This is a genomic window from Maricaulis sp. ABE4_448 (assembly GCF_056160825.1).
The window spans coordinates 511,131-531,796 of sequence record NZ_JBSWXX010000003.1; the positions used below are offsets into that span (position 1 = coordinate 511,131).

General features: G+C 65.7%; 16 protein-coding genes. 6 read left to right on the forward strand and 10 right to left on the reverse strand.

Annotated elements, in window-relative coordinates; translation table 11 throughout:
- Nucleotides 1-7: 7 nt before the first annotated feature.
- From ACXAJV_RS11510 to ACXAJV_RS11525, 4 genes are all read right to left on the reverse strand, one after another.
- Nucleotides 8-3,091 carry an efflux RND transporter permease subunit gene (locus tag ACXAJV_RS11510; RefSeq protein WP_475085432.1) on the reverse strand — a complete coding sequence of 1,028 codons (3,084 nt, stop codon included), beginning with the start codon at nt 3,089-3,091 and terminating at the stop codon, nt 8-10.
- Between the two features lie 140 nt (nt 3,092-3,231).
- Nucleotides 3,232-3,891 carry a CoA transferase subunit B gene (locus ACXAJV_RS11515; protein WP_475085434.1) on the reverse strand — a complete coding sequence of 220 codons (660 nt, stop codon included), beginning with the start codon at nt 3,889-3,891 and terminating at the stop codon, nt 3,232-3,234.
- Nucleotides 3,891-4,595: a CoA transferase subunit A gene (locus tag ACXAJV_RS11520; protein WP_475085435.1), complete on the reverse strand. Its 705-nt coding sequence runs from the start codon at nt 4,593-4,595 to the stop codon at nt 3,891-3,893. The genes ACXAJV_RS11515 and ACXAJV_RS11520 overlap by 1 nt, the downstream gene beginning before the upstream one ends.
- A 98-nt stretch (nt 4,596-4,693) precedes the next feature.
- A complete protein-coding gene (locus ACXAJV_RS11525) occupies nt 4,694-5,605 on the reverse strand; it encodes a YihY/virulence factor BrkB family protein (protein WP_475085436.1) in 912 nt (303 codons plus the stop codon).
- An 87-nt stretch (nt 5,606-5,692) separates the two neighbouring features.
- On the opposite strand from ACXAJV_RS11525, the gene ACXAJV_RS11530 reads away from it, so the two are divergent.
- Nucleotides 5,693-6,685 (forward strand): helix-turn-helix transcriptional regulator, encoded by a 993-nt coding sequence (locus ACXAJV_RS11530; RefSeq protein WP_475085437.1) that lies wholly within the window; start codon nt 5,693-5,695, stop codon nt 6,683-6,685.
- Nucleotides 6,686-7,000: 315 nt separating this feature from the next.
- Here the strand turns inward: ACXAJV_RS11530 and ACXAJV_RS11535 are convergent, their stop codons facing one another.
- On the reverse strand, nt 7,001-7,252 hold the full coding sequence (locus ACXAJV_RS11535; RefSeq protein WP_348509276.1) for a hypothetical protein: 252 nt from the start codon (nt 7,250-7,252) through the stop codon (nt 7,001-7,003).
- A gap of 341 nt (nt 7,253-7,593) precedes the next feature.
- Between ACXAJV_RS11535 and ACXAJV_RS11540 the strand changes: the two genes are divergently transcribed.
- Complete coding sequence (locus ACXAJV_RS11540; RefSeq protein ID WP_475085439.1) at nt 7,594-8,814, forward strand: pentapeptide repeat-containing protein; 1,221 nt, start codon at nt 7,594-7,596, stop codon at nt 8,812-8,814.
- Nucleotides 8,815-8,818: 4 nt separating this feature from the next.
- Here ACXAJV_RS11540 and ACXAJV_RS11545 read toward each other — a convergent pair whose 3' ends face one another.
- Entirely contained in the window at nt 8,819-9,907 is a 1,089-nt protein-coding gene (locus ACXAJV_RS11545) for a CaiB/BaiF CoA transferase family protein (RefSeq protein ID WP_475085440.1), read from the reverse strand.
- A gap of 138 nt (nt 9,908-10,045) precedes the next feature.
- Here ACXAJV_RS11545 and ACXAJV_RS11550 point away from each other — a divergent pair, with 138 nt between their 5' ends.
- Nucleotides 10,046-11,317: a diguanylate cyclase domain-containing protein gene (locus ACXAJV_RS11550; RefSeq protein ID WP_475085441.1), complete on the forward strand. Its 1,272-nt coding sequence runs from the start codon at nt 10,046-10,048 to the stop codon at nt 11,315-11,317.
- On the opposite strand, the gene ACXAJV_RS11555 is transcribed toward ACXAJV_RS11550, so the two are convergent.
- Complete coding sequence (locus ACXAJV_RS11555; RefSeq protein ID WP_475085443.1) at nt 11,308-11,625, reverse strand: hypothetical protein; 318 nt, start codon at nt 11,623-11,625, stop codon at nt 11,308-11,310. The genes ACXAJV_RS11550 and ACXAJV_RS11555 overlap by 10 nt on opposite strands.
- A 234-nt stretch (nt 11,626-11,859) precedes the next feature.
- Here ACXAJV_RS11555 and ACXAJV_RS11560 point away from each other — a divergent pair, with 234 nt between their 5' ends.
- Nucleotides 11,860-12,558 carry a helix-turn-helix domain-containing protein gene (locus tag ACXAJV_RS11560; protein ID WP_475085444.1) on the forward strand — a complete coding sequence of 233 codons (699 nt, stop codon included), beginning with the start codon at nt 11,860-11,862 and terminating at the stop codon, nt 12,556-12,558.
- Between the two features lie 18 nt (nt 12,559-12,576).
- Here the strand turns inward: ACXAJV_RS11560 and mfd are convergent, their stop codons facing one another.
- Together mfd and ACXAJV_RS11570 are read right to left on the reverse strand one after the other, a co-directional pair.
- A complete protein-coding gene (gene mfd / locus ACXAJV_RS11565; protein WP_475085446.1) occupies nt 12,577-16,077 on the reverse strand; it encodes a transcription-repair coupling factor in 3,501 nt (1,166 codons plus the stop codon).
- Nucleotides 16,078-16,098: 21 nt separating this feature from the next.
- The gene (locus tag ACXAJV_RS11570) at nt 16,099-16,392 is read right to left on the reverse strand and encodes an FAD assembly factor SdhE (RefSeq protein WP_475085448.1); all 294 of its coding nucleotides are present in this window, start codon (nt 16,390-16,392) and stop codon (nt 16,099-16,101) included.
- 77 nt (nt 16,393-16,469) lie between these two features.
- Here ACXAJV_RS11570 and recG point away from each other — a divergent pair, with 77 nt between their 5' ends.
- On the forward strand, nt 16,470-18,554 hold the full coding sequence (gene recG, locus ACXAJV_RS11575) for an ATP-dependent DNA helicase RecG (RefSeq protein WP_475085449.1): 2,085 nt from the start codon (nt 16,470-16,472) through the stop codon (nt 18,552-18,554).
- Here recG and ACXAJV_RS11580 read toward each other — a convergent pair.
- Nucleotides 18,541-19,203, reverse strand: coding sequence for a DUF502 domain-containing protein (locus tag ACXAJV_RS11580; RefSeq protein WP_475085451.1), 663 nt, complete (start codon nt 19,201-19,203; stop codon nt 18,541-18,543). The genes recG and ACXAJV_RS11580 overlap by 14 nt on opposite strands.
- Before the next feature lie 141 nt (nt 19,204-19,344).
- Between ACXAJV_RS11580 and ACXAJV_RS11585 the strand changes: the two genes are divergently transcribed.
- Nucleotides 19,345-20,550: a DUF3089 domain-containing protein gene (locus tag ACXAJV_RS11585; protein WP_475085452.1), complete on the forward strand. Its 1,206-nt coding sequence runs from the start codon at nt 19,345-19,347 to the stop codon at nt 20,548-20,550.
- Nucleotides 20,551-20,666: the final 116 nt, after the last annotated feature.

Below are 20,666 nucleotides of genomic sequence, written 5' to 3' on the forward strand. Positions count from 1 at the left end.
TCCGGATTTATTCGGCCGGCAGTGTAGCCGGATCTGCCACCGTGCGGGCCTGGCGCAATTCGCCCAGGCGCAGGAGACAGGGAATGAGAACGAGGGTGAAGATGAGGCTGACGCTCATACCGCCCACAATCGCGGCCGCCAGACCGCGATAGATGGTCGAACCGACGCCGGGCACCAGCAGCAGCGGCAGCATGCCCAGCAGGCTGGTCATGGTCGACATGAAGATCGGCCGCAGACGCACGCGCAGCGCCTGGTCGACCGCATCGCGCCGGGCCAGGCCTTCGCGCTCGCCCTGGCGGGTCTGGTCGACCAGCAGGATGGCGTTGTTGATGACCAGGCCCAGCAGGATGACGAAGCCCATCATGGTGAGAAGATCGAGCGGCTGGGAGACGAACAGGTTCAGCACCTGCAGCATCACCACACCGCCCACCCCGGCCAGCGGGATCGAGACCAGCACCAGCAGCGCATCGCGCAGCGAGCGGAACATGCCGGCCAGGATCAGGAAGAGGATCACCATCGCCATGCCCATATTCATCAGCATGGTGCTGATCGCCCGGTTCAGGCTGTCAGCACTGCCGCCATAGACGATCGAACCGTCGGCGGGCAGTTCGGCGCGCATGGCCGGTTCGATCTCGGTACGCACCGTCTCCAGTATCTCTTCCAGCGAGACGTTTTCCGGCTGGTTGATATTGATGGTGACAGTGCGGCGGCGGTTGAGACGCTGGATGGCGCCCGCCCCCACTTCCTCGCGGATTTCAACCAGATCGCCCAGCGGCACAACGGCACCGGACGGGGTCGCCACCGGCATGCCGGTCAGCGCGTCCGGCGTTTCCCACGGGGTGGAGCGCAGGATCATGTTCATGCGCGTCTCGCCGTCGAAATACTCGCCGATGAACTGGCCGTCGCCGAGCATGGCGATCATGCCCGCTACATTGCGGCGCGCCCATCCGGCCTCCTGGATCCGCCGGTCGTCCGGCACCAGGGTCAGGCGCGGCTGGGTCGCCTGGGGCGGCGGATTGGCATTGATGTTCACGCCGGGGAAGCGCTCGCGCAGCATGGTCAGGCCGGTCTGGGTCGCGCGGGCCCGCGCGCCGGCATCGGCGGACTGGATATTCACCTGGATATTGCCGCCCTGGGAGAAGCCGCCGAACAGATCGCCCTGCTGGGCAAAGCCGAACACGTCGGGAATGCCGGTGATGATCTCCTCGCGGACGATGCGCTCCAGCTCGCCGACCTGTGACTGGTCCTGCACGCGGATACCGGCCGTCGCCCCGGTGCCGCCGGGGAAAGTGCCGAAATAATAATTGCGCAGCGCCGGCTCCCGTTCGCCGCTCATATAGGGCTCGAGGCGTTCGATGACGGTGGCGGCGACCTCGTCCTCGATCCAGTCGAGATTGGAGCCCGGCGGGAAGATCAGGAACGCGTCTACCGCATCGCGTTTGACCGGCGGCAGATAGTCCAGATCCGGCCGCAGGAACCAGGTCAGGGCCAGCGGGATGGCGATCAGCGTGCCGGCCAGCGCCAGGCGGCGGCGCGGACTGTCGCTCAGCATCATCACGCCGGAGGCGATACGGTTGAGCATGGGCTGGCGGGTCTGGGTCGCGCGGTCGCGCACCCAGTATTTCGCCGCCACCGGCAGGATGGTCACGGCAACGATCATCGACACGGCGACGCCCACCGCGATGGTGATGGCGAGATCGGCGAAGATCTGGCCCTCGGCATTGCGGGTGAAAATGATCGGCAGGAAGATGGCAACGGTCGTGGTCGTGGAGGCCAGAAGCGCGCCCCACACCTCGCCGGCCCCGCGTTCGGACGCGGTGTGCGCATCCTCGCCGCCCTCGCGCCGGCGGATAATGTTCTCCAGCACAATGATCGCCGCATCCATCACCATGCCGGTGGCAAAGGCCAGGCCTGCCAGCGAGATCACGTTGAGCGAGCGGCCGAGAAGGAAGAGTACGATCAGGGTGGAGAGCAGCGAGACCGGGATGGCGAGCGAGATGATCAGCGTCGCCCGCGCCCGGCGCAGGAAGAGCCACAGGCCGAAAATCGCCAACGCCACACCCAGAAGCAGATTGGTGCGCAACAGGTCGATGGCGCGCATGATGAAGACCGAGGCGTCGAAGGACGGCGCCATCACCAGCTGGCGTTCGGCGAGCAGCGTCTCGTTGATCGTCGCGACTTCCGCCTTCACCGCATCCAGCGCGGCGAGCACATTGGCGCCCTGCTGGCGGCGCACCTCGATGCCCATCGCCGGATTGCCGTTCTGATAGGTGAAATTCGTACGCTCGCCATAGGTCACCTCGACCGTGGCGACATCGGACAGGCGCACCGGCGTGCCGTCGCGCCAGACAATCACCAGATCGCCCATCTCGGACGGTTCGAACTCGCCCTCGAAACGCATCTGGTAGGAGCGGCGCCCGATCTCGGCATTGCCGCCGGACACGTCCTGGTTATTGGCGATGGCGGCGGAGATTTGCGGCAGGGTCACGCCCAGCGCGGCGGCGCGGTAGGGATCGACAGTGATCAGCAATTCCTCGGGCCGCTGGCCCCAGCCGATATTGACACTGGCCACGCCCGGGATCGCTTCGAGGCGCGGCACCACCGTGTCCTCGATGAAGCTGGTATAGTCGTGGATCTCCAACGGATTGCCGGGCAAGGCCTGGACGAAGAACCAGATCAGGCTCTGCTGGGCGTCGCCGCCGAACCCGCCGACATTGGGCCCCACCGCATCGCGCGGCAGCGGCGGCAATTGCGACAGGCGATTCGAGATCTCGATCGCCGTCTGCGTCATGTCGGTTTCAAGCGCGAAGGTGAGATTGATGAAGGCCGCGCCCTCATTGGTGAAGACACGCATCTCCTCCAGCCCGGGCAGTCCGGTGAGGAGCTGTTCCTGCGGCTCGACGATTTCCGATTCCATTTCCAGCGGCGAGGCCGAGCGCCAGAAGGTGGCGATATTGACCTGCGGACGCTCGGTGTCCGGGAAGAGCTGAACAGGCAGGCGTGTGAAGGCAAGAATGCCCATCAGCACGATCAGGGCAATTCCGACGCACACGGCGGCCGGATTGCTCAATGACAATCGGGTGAGCGGCATGTTTTCCTCCCTCGCCCGGCTTTCATAGCACTGCGGTGCGGGGGCAGGATTAAACCTTGTAAAGGCGGCTCACACTTTGGTGAGCCGCCTTGCAAGTCAGCAAGTTAGCGCTGATTACTTTTGCGTCAGGTCAGGCCAGTTCAGGCTGTCGCGTGCTCTTTCAGCTGCGGTGAGACCGTGTAGCTGGCTTCGGTCTTCGACTTGATTTCGTCCAGCGTGACGTCGGGAGCCAGCTCGATCAGTTCGAGATGATCGCCCTTCACATCGAACACGCCCAGCGTGGTGATGATGCGGTCGACACAGGCCTGGCCGGTCAGCGGCAGGGTGCAGGCCTTCAGCAGCTTGGGCTCGCCCGCCTTGTTGGCGTGATCCATGATCACCACGACGCGCTTGACGCCGGCGACCAGGTCCATCGCACCGCCCATCCCCTTCACCAGCTTGCCCGGGATCATCCAGTTGGCGATATCGCCCGTCTCGGACACTTCCATCGCGCCCAGGATCGAGATGTCGATATGGCCGCCGCGGATCATCGCGAAACTGTCGGCGGAGGAGAAATACGAGGTGCGGCGCAGCTCGGTGATGGTCTGCTTGCCGGCATTGATCAGGTCGGGATCGACCTCGTCCTCATGGGGAAACGGCCCCATGCCCAGCATGCCGTTCTCCGACTGCAGGGTGACGTCGATATCGTCGGCAATATGGTTGGCGACCAGGGTCGGGATGCCGATGCCGAGATTGACGTAGAAACCGTCTTCCAGTTCCTGGGCGGCGCGGGCCGCCATTTCATCGCGTGTCCAGGCCATTATGCGCTCTCCCTTTCGCGGATGGTGCGCTGTTCGATGCGCTTCTCAAATTCGCCCTTGAACAGGCGCTGCACGAAGATGCCGGGCGTGTGGATATGGTCCGGATCGAGCGCACCCAGTTCGACGATTTCCTCGACCTCGGCCACGGTCACCTTGCCGGCCGTCGCCATCATCGGGTTGAAATTGCGGGCGGTCTTGCGGAAGACCAGATTGCCTTCCGGGTCGGCCTTCCAGGCTTTCACGATGGAGACATCGGCGGTCAGCCCGGTTTCCATGATATAGGTCTCGCCGTCGAATTCGCGGTGTTCCTTGCCTTCCGCGATCATCGTGCCGACGCCGGTCTTGGTGAAGAAGCCCGGAATGCCGGCACCACCGGCGCGGATGCGCTCGGCCAGCGTGCCCTGCGGATTGAATTCCAGCTCCAGCTCGCCGGACAGGAATTGCCGCTCGAATTCCTTGTTCTCGCCGACATAGGACGAGACCATCTTCTTGATCTGTTTGGCGTCGAGCAGGACGCCCAGACCGAAACCGTCGACCCCGCAATTGTTCGAGATCACGGTGAGATCCTTCACGCCGGCTGCGTGCAGGGCCGCGATGGCGTTTTCCGGAATGCCGCACAGGCCGAACCCGCCCGCCATCAATGTCATGCCATCGAAGACAAGGCCGTCCAGGGCCGCCTTGGCGTCAGGATATACCTTTTTCATGCAGACCTCTGCGTCAAAGTTGATAACTGGTTCATGTTTATATCGCGCGCCGGGCAAAATGCTACCCGCCCGGCTCCGGAACATGCTGCGGATACCGGCTAGCCCTTGTCGGCCAACCCCTTCCGGGGGCCGCTCGTGCCGTAACGGGCATCGATCTCGATCGCCAGCGCGCCGCCGAAGAACACCGCATAGGCCGACCAATAAATCCACAGAAGGAAGACGACAAGGGCGCCCAGTGACCCGTAGACGCCAAAATCGATCACCTGGCCGACATACAGCGAAAAACCTTTCGACAGCCCCAGCCACAGACCGGTCGAGACCAGGGCCGCGACGGTCGAGGCCCGCCAGCTGACGGCTTCGGAGCGGCGGCGCATCGTCATGCGGTAGAGCAGTTCCAGCGCCACGAACATCACCAGGGCGGCAGCCGTCCACTCATTCACCAGCCCGCCGAAGTCGAGCGGTTCCAGGCCCAGAAGCTCGAACACCTTGCGCAGAAGAACCGGGATGGCCAGCACGGCCAGATTGGCCAGGGTCAGCATCATCCCGCCAATCAGCACCGACCCCATCGCCAGGATGTTGAAATGGATCACATTGCGGATGTCCTGGTCTTCCGCGAGATGGTTGAGCCCGGCGATCACCGCCTTCACCCCGCGCGAGGCGGCAAACAGGGCAATGGCCAGAGCAATGGCCCCGTTTACCGACAGCGCCGAGATCGGCGCCACGGCCAGCCGCGCCATCTGGTTCAGCACGAAATCCTGGGCGCCCTGCGGCATGATGCCGGCAAAGCGCGCGATCTGCGCTTCCACATCGGAGACATCATTGGTCAGGCCGTAGATCGACATGGCCAGCGCCATCGCAGGAAACAGGGCCAGCATGCCGAAATAGGAGGCGCCGCCGGCGAACAGCATCACGTCGCGCGCCATCGACCGGCTGACCGCCTTGACGATAATCATCAGCACGTCGAACACCGGATGCGATTCCGGGATGTGTTTGCGAATGGACTTGAACATTGCCTGTCAAACGGGCCCTCTGCCGCACGAAAACGGAATCAGTCGCGGCCCTGCTGCCCCGCTTGCCCGTGAAACTAGGATAACCCGATGGCGTTTTCCAAGGCCGTGGAACTGTTGCAGCTGGCGCGCATGGCCAGCGGTTATGCCGGCGTCTCGCTGAACGAGATCGAGGCGGAGTTCGATTGTGTGCGCCGCACCGCCCAGCGCATGACCGATGCGCTGGTGCGCGTCTTCCCTGACACCGAGGATTACATCGATGCCGAGGGGCACAAGCGCTGGCGGGTGCCGCGCCGCCGGGTGGCCGAATTCTTTGCCCCCACGGCCGACGAGGTCGCCGCGCTGGAACTGGCCGGCACGACGCTGGACCGCCAGGGCCTGACCCGCGAGGCCGGACAGCTGCGCACGCTGCGCGAAACCATCAAGATCCTGATGCCCGACAAGCGGCGCCCGGGTCTGGAAGCCGATGAGGAAGCACTGCTGGAAGCCATGGGCCATGCCGCCCGCCCCGGCCCGCAACCGGCTTCGGATCCGCGGATCGACAGTGCCATCGCCGAGGCGCTGAAAGGCCCCTTCGTGCTGGAGATCGCCTATCGCGGGCGCCAGGACAGCGCCGCCAAGACCCGCCGGGTGGAACCCTATGGCCTGCTGCTGGGGGCGCGGCGCTATCTGGTCGGCCGCGACCGGGCGCGCGGCGACACGGTGATGCGTCACTACCGGGTGGAAGACATCGAGAGCGCCGTGGTGACGGATGACTGGTTTGCCCGCGACGAGGCCTTCGACCTGGAAGCCTATGCCAACCGCTCCTTCGGCGTGTTCCAGAACGAGGCCGAGTTCGGCGATGTTGTCTGGAAATTCACCCCCGCCGCCGCGCCCCACGCCCTGCGCTACCGTTTCCACCCGCTGCAAACGGCCGAAACGCAGGAAGACGGTTCGGTGATCGTACGCTTTCGCGCCAGCGGTCTGCTGGAAATGTGCTGGCACCTCTATGCCTGGGGCGACCAGGTCGAGGTACTGGAGCCCAAAGCACTGGCCGACATGGTTGCCGGCCATCGCCGCGGCGATTTCCCGGGGCTGCCGTAAGACTTTCTTCCCCACCTTGCGGGGAAGTGGGCCGATGCGCAGCATCGGGTCGCCAGACTTTTTTGGGGGGCGGCGCGTGAGCGACGGGAGGCGGTGGGGCTTACCGCGATCGTAACGCCGCGAGCCGCGGCGCCCCTCCACCGCTTCGCGGTCCCCCTCCCCACTTGCGTGGGGAGGAAACCCCTCATCCGCCCTGCGGGCACCTTCTCCCCGCGGGAGAAGGGGTTTTCTGTCATCACACGCTCCGCCGGAACTCCCTCTCCCTGGGAAGAGGGCTGGGGAGCGGGGGAAAGCACCGCTGTGAAAAAACAGGTCTCACCGCACCGCGATGCGCACCATTTCTGCCGGCTGCCAGGAAGGCATGGCGTGACCGTCGGCCGAGCTCATGGCGAGCTGGTAGCCCTTGTTGAGATAGCGGCACACCGAGCGCAGGTCTTCCACGTGCAGGCAGTCGATCTCGTCGCCGGGACGCTGCATGCGGAAGAAACCGTCGCGGAAACGGTGCGGGACCATGTTGCGCAGAACGCCGCCTGCACCTTCGACATAGGCATTGATCGCGATGGCCATTGGGGCTCTCCATCTGTGTTCATCTTCGATGGAGATCACTCTGACAGGCGCACAGGACAAAACCTGTCACCCCTCATTCGCCTTGCTGAAATAAAAGAAACGCCGGCTGTTGGGGGCAGCCGGCGTTTCGGGTTTATCTAAGCGATATCGAGACCGGAAAACGAGCGAGGGACTACAGGGTGTTCGCCGGTCTCGAGACGGACATTGCCAAAGGCCCGCTGAACCCGACATGAACGTTATTCATCATCCATGTCCGTCGCGCCCGGCAGCGCTGCTTGCCAGTATGCGGGCGCTTGGGTATCGCAGTTGCACAACACGTTTCAGGCCGCACGGACGAATCTTTGACCGCACAAGCATTCCGCAGCTGGGATCGGGCCGGCATCGAAACTGCCTGCCGGCGGCACGCGGCTTTCCTGAAGGGCGAGGCCGAGGGCGGCCGCGCCGTCTTTTGCGGAGCGATGCTTGCGGGCCAGGATTTTGGTGGCCGGGATCTGCGCGATGCGGATTTTTCCGATTGCGATCTCTCCGACACACGATTTGACGGGGCAGACTGTGGCGGTGCCCGTTTCCGCGGCGCCGTGATGCGTCAGGCGAGCCTGGTCGGCGCCCGGCTGGAGGGGGCCGATCTGCGCGGCTGCGATCTGACAGGCGCGCGTCTCGTGGCGGCCCGCTGTGACGGCGCGGATTTCCGGGAACACCCCCTCCCCGGCCTTGATGGCAAGCCGGCGACGGTCAAGGTCAGCACTCTCGACGGTGCAGACTTGTCCGGCGCTTCGCTGGCCGGCGCACGGCTGGGCGGTGTGTCGGGGCGCGCGGCACGGTTCGAGGATGCCAATCTGTCGGGTGCCCGCCTGTGCCGGGCCGTTCTGCCGGAAGCCCGTTTCACGCTCGCGCTTGTTGCCGGCACCGATTTTTCCAGCGCGTCGCTGAGCGCGGCCGATCTGCGCGGCTGCGATATGGAGGGCGCGCGCTTCGACATGGCGGTGACGCGCGACATGCAGACCGGTGCCCATCCCGACCGCCCCATCCCGGAACCGGCCGGCGTGCTGACGGCGCGCGAGGCCGAGACGCGGCTGACCGAGCATATCCAGCAGGTGCGCGGCAACGCCAGCGGCCAGCCGGTCGATTTCACCGGCCTCGACCTGCGTCCTGCCGGTTCGCTCGCCGGGCGGGCCCTGACCGCGCTGCGCGCGCCGCGGGCCTGTCTGGCCGGGCTGGACCTTACCGGCTGCGAATTGCAGGGCGCCCGTCTGGCCGGAGCCGATCTGCGTGGCTGCAAACTGGCCGGTGCCGATCTGCGCGGGGCCGATCTCAGCGGCGCCTGGCTCACCCATGCCGATCTGTCGGGCGCCCGCCTGACCCCGCTCACCCTGGGCGGCGGACGTGTCCTGCCGGTGCAGCTGGACAAGGCCCAGTGCCGCTACAGCGACTGGCACGGCGCCGATCTGGGCCAGGCGCGCCTCGCCGGCACCGACCTCGCCTATGCGCGGATGTCCGGTGCGCGGCTTTCGCCCGATGCGCTCTCCGCCGCCCTGGGCACCGACCGCCTGCTGGACCGGTAGCTGGCTATATTTCCCAATCCGCCAAAATCGCTTCACGATCGGCGCCGGGCACCGGTGCCGGTCCCTGGATCGCGCCGGGCGTGCGTGAGAAGCGCGGCGCTGGAGCCGGCTGGCGCACCCCGCCCGGTTCGGCATAGCTGCCGCGCTCGCGCATGTGCGGATGGGCGGCGGATTCCTCGTAGTTGAGGACCGGCGCAAAACACACATCCGTGCCTTCCAGCAGTTCGCACCATTCATCGCGGGTCTTCTGGCGGAAGAGTTCGGCGAAGACCGGCTTGGCCGCCTCCCAGTTGCGGCCGGACCAGTCGGCCGGCAGGGCCTGGGCATCGACGCCCAGTTTCTCGCACAACAGCGCGTAGAATTCCGGCTCCAGCGGGCCGATCGAGACATGACCGCCATCGGCGCATTCATAGACAGTGTAGAAATGCGCCGCGCCGTCGAGCAGGTTGCGGCCGCGCTCGGGCGACCACAGGCCCAGAGCCGCCAGCTGGTGCTGCGAGGCCATCAGCGAGACGGCACCGTCGACAATGGCGGCATCCACCACCTGCCCCTCCCCGTGGGTGCGCGCATGATGCAGCGCGGCCAGCACACCGAAGGCGAGATACATCGCCCCGCCGCCGAAATCGCCGACCAGGTTGAGCGGGATGGCCGGTTCGTCCTTGCTGCCGATCGCGCCGAGCGCGCCGGACAGTGAGACATAATTGATGTCATGGCCGGCGGCATGGGCGAGCGGTCCGTACTGGCCCCAGCCCGTCATGCGGCCATAGACGAGGGCCGGATTGGCCGCCAGGGCCACGTCGGGGCCCAGGCCCAGACGTTCCATCACGCCGGGGCGATAGCCCTCCAGCAGGATGTCCGCCTTGCCGATGAGATCGCGGCACAGGGCCAGCTCCGCCTCGTCCTTCAGATCCAGCGCAATCGAACGCCGGCCACGGCCCAGAACATCGGCATATCCCCCGCCCAGCGCGCCCTGTCTGTCGATGCGGATCACGTCTGCGCCCATATCCGAGAGCATCATGGCGCAGAAGGGTGCCGGACCCAGTCCGACAAACTCAATTACCTTAACGCCTTTTAGAGGTCCTTGGGGTTTCATGTCGCCAACCTTTGATTCGTTTGTTCCAGAAGCGTGGCACTTGTGACAAACTCGCGAAATACAGCATCGGCGCTCAAATCGGCAGGGGGACGAATGGGACGCTCGCTCGACGTCCTTATATTCGGATTATCCGGCCGCGTGGACGGACTGGCGGAGCAGTTGGGCCGGCTGGCCCTGAACTGCCGCATCGTCCGGGCCGACAGCCCGCCTGCCCGGCGGCACCACTTCTGGGCCGGTGGCGTGATCCTCGCTGAATGTGAAAACGATATCGATGACGGGCTGCGCGCCTTTGCGCGTTTTTCCGACCAGGCCCTCCCCGTGCTTGTGGTCGGACCGGCCGGTCTTGCCCCGCGCAATACGGTGGATGCCTGGCTGCGCGACCCGGCACCGGCGGTGCAGGTCGCGGCGCGCCTGCGTGCCCTCTTCCGTCTGCACTCGATGGAAATCGTCGCCGCCCGCCGCGCCGAGGTCACCGCGCTCTACGGTCGCGGCCGCCCGCAGGTGGAGCGCCAGGACACGCCGCCCAGCGTGCTCTATGTCGGCGATGCCTCGCCGCGCTTCATGGGGCTGCAGCACGTGCTGGAACAGGCCGGCGCCGACGTCGTCGCCGCCTTCTCCTCCTATTCCGCCTTCGACTATCTGCACGAACGGCCCTTCGACGCCGTGGTGCTGAACGCTACCGGCAAGCGCGAGATCGCCTTCACCATCTCCTCGGCCATGCGCCGCAATGCCCGGCTCTATCACACGCCGGTCGTGCTGCTGGCCGACCGCGTCGACAACCAGACCTCCGAAGAAGCCTTTGCGCGCGGCGTATCCGACATTCTTGAACCCTCCGCGGGCGATGCCGAGCTGCGCGAGCGCATCCTGACCCTGACCGAGGAGCGCAAGCGCCGGCGCCATGCCAAGGCGGCGCTGGATGCCTGCCGCGATCCGCGGACACTGGATATCGAGACCGGCCTGTTCAATTCCGGCTTCCTGGTGTCACACATCCAGGACCTTTTGAACGTCTCGGCCCGCGACGAGCTGAGCTTTGCGCTGATTGCCCTTCAGATCATGCTGCCGGAGGGCCGCGAACGTCCGGACGACACCTCCGCCGAGAAGGCGCGCCGCCAGTTTGCCGCGATGCTGCGTCACCTGCTGCGCACCGAGGACGCCGCCGCGCGCTTCTCCGGCGACGTCTTCATGGCGGTCCTGCCCTTCACCGACGCGCCGGGCATTGACTGTGTCGCGTCCCGGATCGCCGCGATCGCGGAATGCACGGCCTTTGAAAGCGAGGATCCGCTGCATCCTTTCCGGCTGACCGTGCGGGCTGCGCCCGTTCCGGTCCGCACCGGCGAGACGGCAGAAGCCCTGGTCGAGCGGGCGGTGCGGGCCCTGCAGAGCCCGGCCCAGATTGTCGCTCAGGCTTGAGGCTTGCCGCCGACGGGGCCGTCACGCACCAGAAGCACCATCCCGCCACCCATCAGCATGAGGCTGATAAAGAAACAGCCGCCGGCCGCGAGCAACAGGCCGGCCGCGCCGCCGAGCGAGTATTCGCGCCCGGCCTGCGCCAGGATCAGGAAGCCCAGCGGGATCCCCAGCATGGCGAGTTTCAACAGCATGCCGCCGGCGCCGCACAGCGCGGCGCGGATCCGCAACATGACCAGAAGAAACAGCATGAAGCCCAGCCCGGTCAGGATCTGAAAGGCCGGTGTGAGCATTTCCTTCGAGGCGTCCATCGCACATCTCCCCGCTTGATGATGGCCGCAGGCTCGCGGGAAACAGCGCGTCGGTCTCTCCCCCGTTCCGGGGAGCCTGGCGGGGGCGGTCCTGGCAACGGACACAGGCACGACAAGAAATTCCTGCCCTTTCCCGGATAGTCCTTGTTATTCTTCTTCCAGTCGGCTCGGGACTTTCCAAGACTTCCGGAACGAGCCGCGCAGATGCGCTGCGGCCAGACCGTGAGGAAGACCATGAAATTCGGTGATTATCTGCGCCAGAAGCGCGAAGACAGGGGTTGGACCCAGCCCGAGGCCGCCGCAAAGGCGCGCATCGAACAATCCTATCTGTCCAAGCTGGAAACCGGCCGGTCCTACCCGTCCGACGACGTCTTCGAACGCCTGGTCGAGGTGTTCGGCATCAATACGGGCGAGCTTAGCGAGAGCGTCTCGGCGGCGGAACTCGACCGTCTGCGCGAAATCCGTGAAGTGCGCGCTGCGGTATTGGCCGGACAGGCCGGGCGCCTGCGCCTGACGCGCGGCTGGCTGCTGGCCGGCCTGGTCTTCCTGATGCTGGGCGGCGGCGCGCTGGGCCTGTCCCGCATCGATCTGTCCCAGGACAGCCACCTCTACTACTACCGTTCCGATGGCGTACTGGGCGTCGATGAGAGCCCGCGCCTGTTCAGCGACACCCGCCACACCGTGTCTGCCGAGGATCCCCGCTATGACGCGATCCGGGCCCTCCGCGAGCGGATCGACCAGGTCGATGTCGTGACCGACCGCAATCGCGGCAATGGCTATTACGAGGACGTCGAGGGCGGACGGCGCTATTTCGACCTTTATGAGCACGAGGTCGTCGCCCTGCCCAACCCGCTGCGCTGGTTCCTGGTGCCCGGGCTGATGTTCCTGCTGGGCAGTCTGGGCTGTTTCTTCATCAGCTTCCGCTGGCGGTAAGCCCCTCCCGCGTCAGGCTCAGGCCGTTCCGGTCTGGGCCTGTTTCGCCCGGGCGGCGATGTCGGCCAGCGGCGCCATGGCCCGCTCGATCGCGCGCAGGCGATCCTCCGGCGCATCCCATTCGGCGCGCAGGACCAGCTTGTGGTCCGGCCGCACCTTGAACAGGGCCGGGTTCTTCGAGATGTGCTCGATCAGGGCCGGCGGATCGACGAATTTGTCGCCACGGAAATGGATGACGGCGCCCTTCGGACCGGCATCGACCTTTTCAACGCCGGCGTGCTTGCACAGCGATTTGACCGCCACGACGCGCATCAGCGTCTCCACCTCGTCCGGCAGCGGGCCGAACCGGTCGATCAGCTCGGCGGCAAAGGCCTCGCGCTCGGTCTTGGTGTCGAGCGAGGACAGGCGGCGATAGAGCTGCAGGCGCACATCGAGATCGGGGACGAAATGGTCCGGGATCAGTACGGCAGCGCCGGCATTGATCTGCGGCGACCATTCACCCTCATCCTCGGCATCCCCGCCACCGCGCAGCGAGGCGACGGCCTCTTCCAGCATGGACTGGTAAAGCTCGACGCCGACATCCTTGATATGGCCGGACTGTTCCTCGCCCAGCAGGTTGCCGCCGCCGCGCAGGTCGAGATCGTGCGAGGCCAGGGTGAAACCGGCGCCCAGACTGTCGAGCGACTGCATGACTTTCAGCCGCTTGTCGGCGCTGTCGGTGATCTTCTGGCGCATCGGCGTGGTGAGATAGGCGTAGGCGCGGGTCTTGGAGCGCCCCACCCGGCCGCGCAGCTGGTAGAGCTGGGACAGGCCGAACCTGTCGGCCCGGTGCACGATCAGCGTATTGGCGGTCGGGATGTCGATGCCGGATTCCACGATCGTGGTGGACAGGAGCACGTCATAGCGGCCCTCATAGAAGGCCGTCATGATGTCTTCCAGATCGCTCGCCGCCATCTGGCCATGCGCCGCGATGAAGGACACTTCCGGCACGCTTTCACGCAGGAAGGTCGCGGTCTCTTCCAGATCGGTGATACGCGGCACCACGAAGAAGGCCTGGCCGCCGCGATACTTCTCACGCAGCAGCGCCTCGCGCACAGAGACCGGATCAAAGGGCGCAACATAGGTGCGCACGGCCAGCCGGTCGACCGGCGGCGTGGCGATGATGGAAAGGTCGCGGATCCCCGTCAGCGCCAGCTGCAGCGTGCGCGGGATCGGCGTCGCGGTGAGCGTGAGCACGTGCACATCGGTGCGCAGCTCTTTCAGGCGCTCCTTGTGCTTCACCCCGAAATGCTGCTCCTCGTCGACGATCAGCAGGCCCAGATCGGAGAATTTCACCGTCTTGGCCAACAGTGCGTGCGTGCCGACGACGATCTCAACCTTGCCGGCGGCCAGCTCGTCGCGCGTGGCCTTGGCTTCCTTGGCACCGACGAGGCGCGACAATTGCCGCACCTTCACCGGCCAGTTGCGGAAGCGTTCGGAGAAGGTCTTGTAGTGCTGGCGCGCCAGCAGCGTCGTGGGTGCCACGACAGCCACCTGGCGGCCGGACATGGCCACGACAAAGGCCGCCCGCAGCGCGACCTCGGTCTTGCCGAAGCCGACATCGCCGCAGATCAGCCGGTCCATCGGCCGGCCGCGCGCCAGATCGCCGAACACATCCTCGACTGCATTGAGCTGGTCGTCGGTCTCGGCATAGGGGAAGGCGGCGCAGAACTCGTCGAAAATACCGCTGGCCGGTTCGATCGGATCAGCCTTGCGGGCCATGCGTTCGGCCGCGATCTTGATGAGCTGGTCGGCCATGTCGCGCAGGCGCTTCTTGGCCTTGGCCTTGCGCGCCTGCCAGGCGACACCGCCCAGCTTGTCCAGCTGCGCCGTCTCGCTCTCGGCGCCATAGCGCGAGAGGAGCTCGATATTCTCGACCGGCAGGTAGAGCTTGGCCGCGCCGGCATATTCCAGCTCGATACAATCGTGCGGCGCGTCCTGCACCGGCAGGGTTTTCAGACCAATGAAACGGCCCAGACCGTGATCGGCATGGATCACCAGATCGCCCGGCGACAGCGAGCCGGCCTCGACGATAATGTCTGCCGACTTGCGCCGGCGGCGTGGCCGCGCCAGCCGGTCGCCGAGGATGTCCTGTTCGGAGACAATGGCGAGTTCGTCGGTCTCGAAACCGCGTTCCAGCGGCAGGATGACGCGCGCCACGGCTGCGGCCGGCAGGCTGGTCACATCGGCCCAGCTCTCGCATGCGCGGATGCCGGAAATCCCGTGATCACCCAGCACGCTGGCCAGGCGTTCCGATGCGCCGCCGGACCAGGAAGCGAGCACAACGCGTTTGCCGGCCTTGGTGAGGTCACGCACATGCCCGGCCGCGGCGTCGAACACATTGACGTTCTGCGCCGTGCGTTCGGCGGTGAAGGCGCGGCCCTGCTTGCCGCCGGCATCGATGGTCTGCGGGCCCGGTTCTCGGAAAGCTGTAAAACGGCGCACCGCCCGGCCCTGCAGGGCCCTGGTCCAGTCGCCTTCGGCAAAATACAGCGCTTCCGGTTTCAGCGCCCGGTAGGTTGGCGCCGAGAGGCTGCTCTCATGCCGGCTCTCATCGACCGTGGTGCGCGCTTCGTAATAATCGGCGGCCTGTTTGAGCCGCTCGTCCAGCGCATCCTGGGCCAGGTGATCGATACCGATCAGCGCCGTGTCCGGCAGATAGTCGAAGGGCGTGGCGAGGTGTTCGTAGAACAGCGGCAGCCAGTGCTCGACACCCGCCGGGCGCGCGCCGGCGCTGACCTGTTCATAGACCGGGTCGTCCTTGATCGCTCCGAAGGTCTTGATGAAGCCGGAACGGAAGCGCGACACCGTCTCCTCGTCCAGCAGAACCTCGCTGACCGGTGTGAAGGATATGCCGTCCATCTGGCGGGTCGAGCGCTGGGTTTCCGGATCGAAGGCGCGGATCGATTCCAGCGTGTCGCCGAAGAAATCGAGGCGGACCGGTTCCGGCGCGCCGGGCGGATAGACGTCGATCACGCCGCCCCGCACAGCGTAGTCGCCCGGCTCCATCACCGTAGCAGTGCGGGCATAGCCATTGACCGCGAAGTGATGCTTGAGCTTTTCAACATCGACGCTGGCACCGGGGCGGATCGCAATGCCCGCACCGGTGAGCACCTCGACGGGGGCACAGCGCTGGGTCATCGCATTGATCGTGGTGACCAGGAAAACCGTCTTGCCGCCCAGACCACCAGCCAGCCGCGCCAGCGTCGCGGCCCGGCGTGCCGCCACACGCGGCGATGGCGAGATACGGTCATAGGGCTGGCAATCCCAGGCCGGCAGGCGCAGGATTTCCGCGTCAGGTGCGAAGAAGTCGAGGGCCGAGGCAAAGGCGGCGGCACGGGAATCGTCACGGGCAATGAAGACGCTCAGCCCGCCATGCAGACGGCCGGCATCGGCCAGCATCAGCGCATCCAGGCCTTCCGGCGCACCGCAGACAGTGGCCGGGCCCTGCGCCCGGGCGATCATCTCGATATCGGACATGTCTGCGCTGCCTCGCGAATATCAGGCCTTGGGGCCGTCGCCGAAAGCCGCGTCCGCATCGACGCGGAAGGCCTTCAACCGGGCCATCACCGGCGTGTCGAACTCGGCCGGTACGGGCTCACGCCCGATGATCCAGCCGTACACATCCTGGTCGGACTGGTCGAGCAGGGCCTCGAACGCGTCCAGGCCAGCCTTGTCCAGGCTGTCGATATTGTCGTCGCAGAAGCGGCCGAGGATCAGGTCGGCTTCCTTGAAGCCGCGCCGCCAGGCGCGGATCCGCAGTTTCTTGCGTTGGGTGTCGAGCGTATCAGTCATGATGGGCGCATATAGTCCCGTTGAAAGGCCGCGTCGACCGGTGGCAGCCGCGCAACTTGCCGATAAAGTAGATAAGGATGCGCCCAGAGATTCTCTTCCCCCTGTTCCAGGACGTCACCGCCCTGCCCGGCATCGGCCCCCGGCTGGCCACGCTGGTCGCCAAGGTGGCGGGGCCGCGGGTGAAGGATGTGGTGTTTCTCAAACCGGCCAGCATCGTCGACCGCTCACGCCAGGTCAGTGTGATCGATGCACCGGAAGACCAGATCATCACCCTCACCGCCACGGTCGAGGAACATCTGCCCGGCCGCCGTCAGGGCCAGCCCTACAAGGTGCGCATGTATGACGGTACGGGTTTCCTGCATCTCGTCTTCTTCCATGCGCGGCCCGATTATCTGCAACGCATCCTGCCGGTAGGCGAGAGCCGCATCGTCTCGGGCCGCTGCGAACGCTATGGCTCGGAAATCCAGATGCTGCATCCCGATCTGGTGATGACCGAGGAGGAAGCTTCGGGCACGCCCTTGATCGAGCCGGTCTATCCGCTCACTGCCGGCCTTGTTGCCAAGACAATGCGCAAGGCGGTGTCCGGTGCCGTGGCCATGGTGCCCACCTTGCCCGAATGGCTGCCGCCGGATATGAGCGGCGAAAAGGGCTGGCCAGATTTCCGCCAGGCCGTGCGCATGCTGCACGCCCCGGAATCCGCCGCCGATCTGGAACCGTCGCATCCGGCCCGGGCGCGGCTGGCCTTTGACGAGGTCTTTGCCCGCCAGCTCGCCCTGCAGCTGGTGCGGGCACGCCGCAAGGCCCAGTCCGGCCGGGCGCTCAAAGGCACAGGCGAGAAGGTCCGCGCCATTCTCGACAATGCGCCGTTCGCGCCGACCGGCGCCCAGACACGGGCCTTCGAGGCCATCCGGGCCGACATGGAGTCCGGCGAGCGCATGACGCGCCTGCTGCACGGGGATGTCGGCGCCGGCAAGACCTTCGTCGCGGCCCTCGCTGCAGCCCAGACCGCCGAGGCCGGTACCCAGGCCGTGATCATGGCACCGACAGAAATCCTGGCGAGGCAACATGCCAAAACCCTGGCGCAGCTGCTTGAACCGGCAGGGCTTTCCGTGACCGCCCTGACCGGGCGTGACAAGGGCTCAGCGCGCAAGGAAATCCTGGAACGCATGGCCACCGGCTCAGTCGATGTGGTCTGCGGCACCCATGCGCTCTTCCAGGAGGGTATCGAATTTGCCGACCTCGGCCTGGTCGTGATCGACGAGCAGCACCGTTTCGGCGTGTCCGACCGCATGCGGCTGACGGCCAAGGGGTACAAGCCGGACACGCTGGTGATGACCGCCACCCCGATCCCGCGCACCCTGTCGCTCGCCGTCTATGGCGATCTCGACGTGTCGCGCCTGGACGAGAAACCGGCCGGGCGCATCCCGCCGGAAACGCGGCTGGTGTCTATGGAGCGGCTGGACGAGGTGGTGGAGGGCGTGCGCCGGGCGATCGGCCGCGGCGACCGGGTCTACTGGGTGTGTCCGCTGGTCGAAGAATCCGAACAATCCGAACTCTCCGCCGCCGAGGATCGCTGGCGGCATTTGCGGGCTGCGCTGGGGGATCAGCGCGTCGGCCTGCTGCACGGCCGCATGAAGGCCGCCGAGAAAGAGGCCACCGCCACAGCCTTCCGCAATGGCGCGATGGATGTGCTGGTTGCCACCACCGTGATCGAGGTCGGCGTCGATGCACCCGACGCCACGGTGATGATCATCGAACACGCCGAGCGCTTCGGTCTGGCGCAGTTACACCAGCTGCGCGGGCGCGTCGGCCGGGGCGACAAGCCGTCCTCCTGCCTGCTCCTGTACAAGGGTCCGCTGGGGGAGACAGCCCGTTCACGGCTGGAGACCATGCGCGAGACCGATGACGGTTTCCGCATCGCCGAGGAGGACTGGCGCCTGCGCGGGGCCGGCGACCCGCTGGGCCTGCGCCAGAGCGGTCTGCCGGATTTCCGTCTCGCCGACATGGAAGCGCATGGAGATCTGATCGCCGAAGCGAATGACCAAGCCCGCCTGCTGGTCCACCAGGACCCCGAACTGACGGGCGATCGCGGCGACGCCCTGCGCGTCCTGCTCTACCTGTTCGAACAGGACCAGGGCGTGCGCATGCTCAGGTCCGGCTGAACATTTCCGGCGGCAAGGTGGCGCGCACTGAACTGGGCAGCTTGTCCGGCGTGACCATGCCGAAGGAGATGATCAGCTTGGCCGCCTCCTCCACCGACATGTCGATCGGGATGGTGTTCTTCTTGGGCGTATAGAGCAGGAAGCCGGAGGTCGGGTTGGGTGTCGTGGGCACGAACAGGCCAACCACATCATCGGAGATCTTTTCCTTCAGATTATTGTCGCCATTGGCCGAGACGAAAGCGACGACATAAAGCCCCTTCATCGGGTATTCGATCAGCACGACTTCCTTGAAGGAATTGCTCTTCCCGGAGAACACCGTCTCCATGATCTGCTTCAGCGCGCCGTAGACATTGCGCACCAGCGGCACGCCGGCGACGATCCGGTCGCCCAGATTGATCAGCGTCCGTCCGAACACATTGGCGGCAAAGGCGCCGAGCAGGGTCAAGATGACCACGGCGATCAGCACGCCCAGTCCGGGAATGGTGAAATCGCCGGGCAGGTAGTTTTCCGGATTGTAGCGCGCCGGGATCAGCGGCTTGACGACATTGTCGACGAAGCCGACGAATGCGACGATGAGGTAGAGCGTCACACCCAACGGGGTTGCGATAACGATCCCGGTGAGGAAACTGTTGCGAAGCCAGCGAAACATGGCACTCCCGTGTCCGGACGGCGCAAGGCGCGTGAAATGAGCTGATTCCCCCGCAGCAAGGGTAGTCTACGTTATGGATTCCGGTGCGCCAATCTCGGCACGCGACGTCTTCCGGCAAGTCTGCAGGGAGACCGTGACCGCATGAAGGCCAATCCTGTCTCGATCGCCCGCTGGATGATGCTGGCCGGCGCGGCCGGCTTTCTGGTCCTGCTTTTTCTGACGGCCTGGGCCCTTCGCGACCAGATCTACCAGACCTTCCAGGATCCCGGCGAACCCTTCCAGACCTACACCCCGCCACGCGGCGCCAATTATGCCGCCGCAGAGGCCTGGTTCACTCGCGGTGCATTTTCCGGTGAGGACGAGCCAGCCGTCTTCTTTGTCCACCCGACCACCTACTCGGGGGGCTCGAACTGGAATGCCGAGCTGGACAAGGAGCGCGCCGTGGAGGCGGTGACGCGGACCATCCTGCCCAATTATGCCGCCCCCTTTGCCAATTCCGGCGTGCTCTTCGCGCCGAAATACCGTCAGGCGGCGCTCTATACCTTCATGAATAATCGCGAGGATTCCATCCTGGCGCGGCAGTTTGCCTATGGCGATGTCGAACGTGCCTTCGACGCCTTCCTGATGCAGGTGGGCGATGACCGGCCGATCCTTCTGGCCGGTGTCGGACAGGGCGGTTTTCACGTGCTGGGCGTGCTGATCGAGCGGGTCGCGCCCGATCCGGAACTGCGCGAGCGGCTGATCGCCGCCTATATCCTAGAATCGCCGGTGCCGCTGGACCTGTTCAACAATGTGCTCTCCGACGTCCCGCCCTGCGAGACGCCGGAGGATGTGCGTTGCGTGCTGGCCTATTCCTATGCCCGCCAGGGCGAGGAGGACCGCATACGCATCCACACCGAGCGCTCGATGACCTGGACGCCGCGCGGCGGTCTGGACTTCGTCGACGGGCGCGGCCTCCTGTGCGTCAATCCGATCCTGTCGGCGCGCACAGCGCAATATGCCTCGGCACGCCTGCATCGCGGCGGTGTCGCCGCCGAAGGCCTGCCGCCGGATTCAACACCCGCGCCGGTACCCGGGCAAACAGGGGCCCAGTGCGGCGACGGCATCCTGTTCGTGGAAGAGCCGGACTATGCGGACCTGCGCCGGCCCAACCGGATAGCCGAGGAATACCGGGTCCCGCCCTTCAATCTCTTCTATGAGGATTTGCGGCTGGATGCAGCACGGCGCAGCCTCAATCTCTCGACCATCCTGCAGGAGGAGCGCCGCTGGGCGCCGGCACTGGACGGTATCGAGGAAATCGAGGATGCGCCCGTCGTGCCCATCCCCGACAGACGGGAATTCCGCTAGCTCCGGTTTTCGCATTTTCGAACCGCGAAACCGGTACCCACTTTCGCTGAAAATGCCGGTCCTTGGTGGTCGCATTTTCGAACCGCGAAACCGGTACCCACTTTCGCTGAAAATGC

Coding starts and splice junctions, on each gene's coding strand:
- ACXAJV_RS11510 (WP_475085432.1), bottom strand. CDS start 3,091: ATGCCGCTCACCCGATTGTCATTGAGCAATCCGGCCGCCGTGTGCGTC.
- ACXAJV_RS11515 (WP_475085434.1), bottom strand. CDS start 3,891: ATGGCCTGGACACGCGATGAAATGGCGGCCCGCGCCGCCCAGGAACTG.
- ACXAJV_RS11520 (WP_475085435.1), bottom strand. CDS start 4,595: ATGAAAAAGGTATATCCTGACGCCAAGGCGGCCCTGGACGGCCTTGTC.
- ACXAJV_RS11525 (WP_475085436.1), bottom strand. CDS start 5,605: ATGTTCAAGTCCATTCGCAAACACATCCCGGAATCGCATCCGGTGTTC.
- ACXAJV_RS11530 (WP_475085437.1), top strand. CDS start 5,693: ATGGCGTTTTCCAAGGCCGTGGAACTGTTGCAGCTGGCGCGCATGGCC.
- ACXAJV_RS11535 (WP_348509276.1), bottom strand. CDS start 7,252: ATGGCCATCGCGATCAATGCCTATGTCGAAGGTGCAGGCGGCGTTCTG.
- ACXAJV_RS11545 (WP_475085440.1), bottom strand. CDS start 9,907: ATGAAACCCCAAGGACCTCTAAAAGGCGTTAAGGTAATTGAGTTTGTC.
- ACXAJV_RS11555 (WP_475085443.1), bottom strand. CDS start 11,625: ATGGACGCCTCGAAGGAAATGCTCACACCGGCCTTTCAGATCCTGACC.
- ACXAJV_RS11560 (WP_475085444.1), top strand. CDS start 11,860: ATGAAATTCGGTGATTATCTGCGCCAGAAGCGCGAAGACAGGGGTTGG.
- mfd (WP_475085446.1), bottom strand. CDS start 16,077: ATGTCCGATATCGAGATGATCGCCCGGGCGCAGGGCCCGGCCACTGTC.
- ACXAJV_RS11570 (WP_475085448.1), bottom strand. CDS start 16,392: ATGACTGATACGCTCGACACCCAACGCAAGAAACTGCGGATCCGCGCC.
- recG (WP_475085449.1), top strand. CDS start 16,470: ATGCGCCCAGAGATTCTCTTCCCCCTGTTCCAGGACGTCACCGCCCTG.
- ACXAJV_RS11580 (WP_475085451.1), bottom strand. CDS start 19,203: ATGTTTCGCTGGCTTCGCAACAGTTTCCTCACCGGGATCGTTATCGCA.
- ACXAJV_RS11585 (WP_475085452.1), top strand. CDS start 19,345: ATGAAGGCCAATCCTGTCTCGATCGCCCGCTGGATGATGCTGGCCGGC.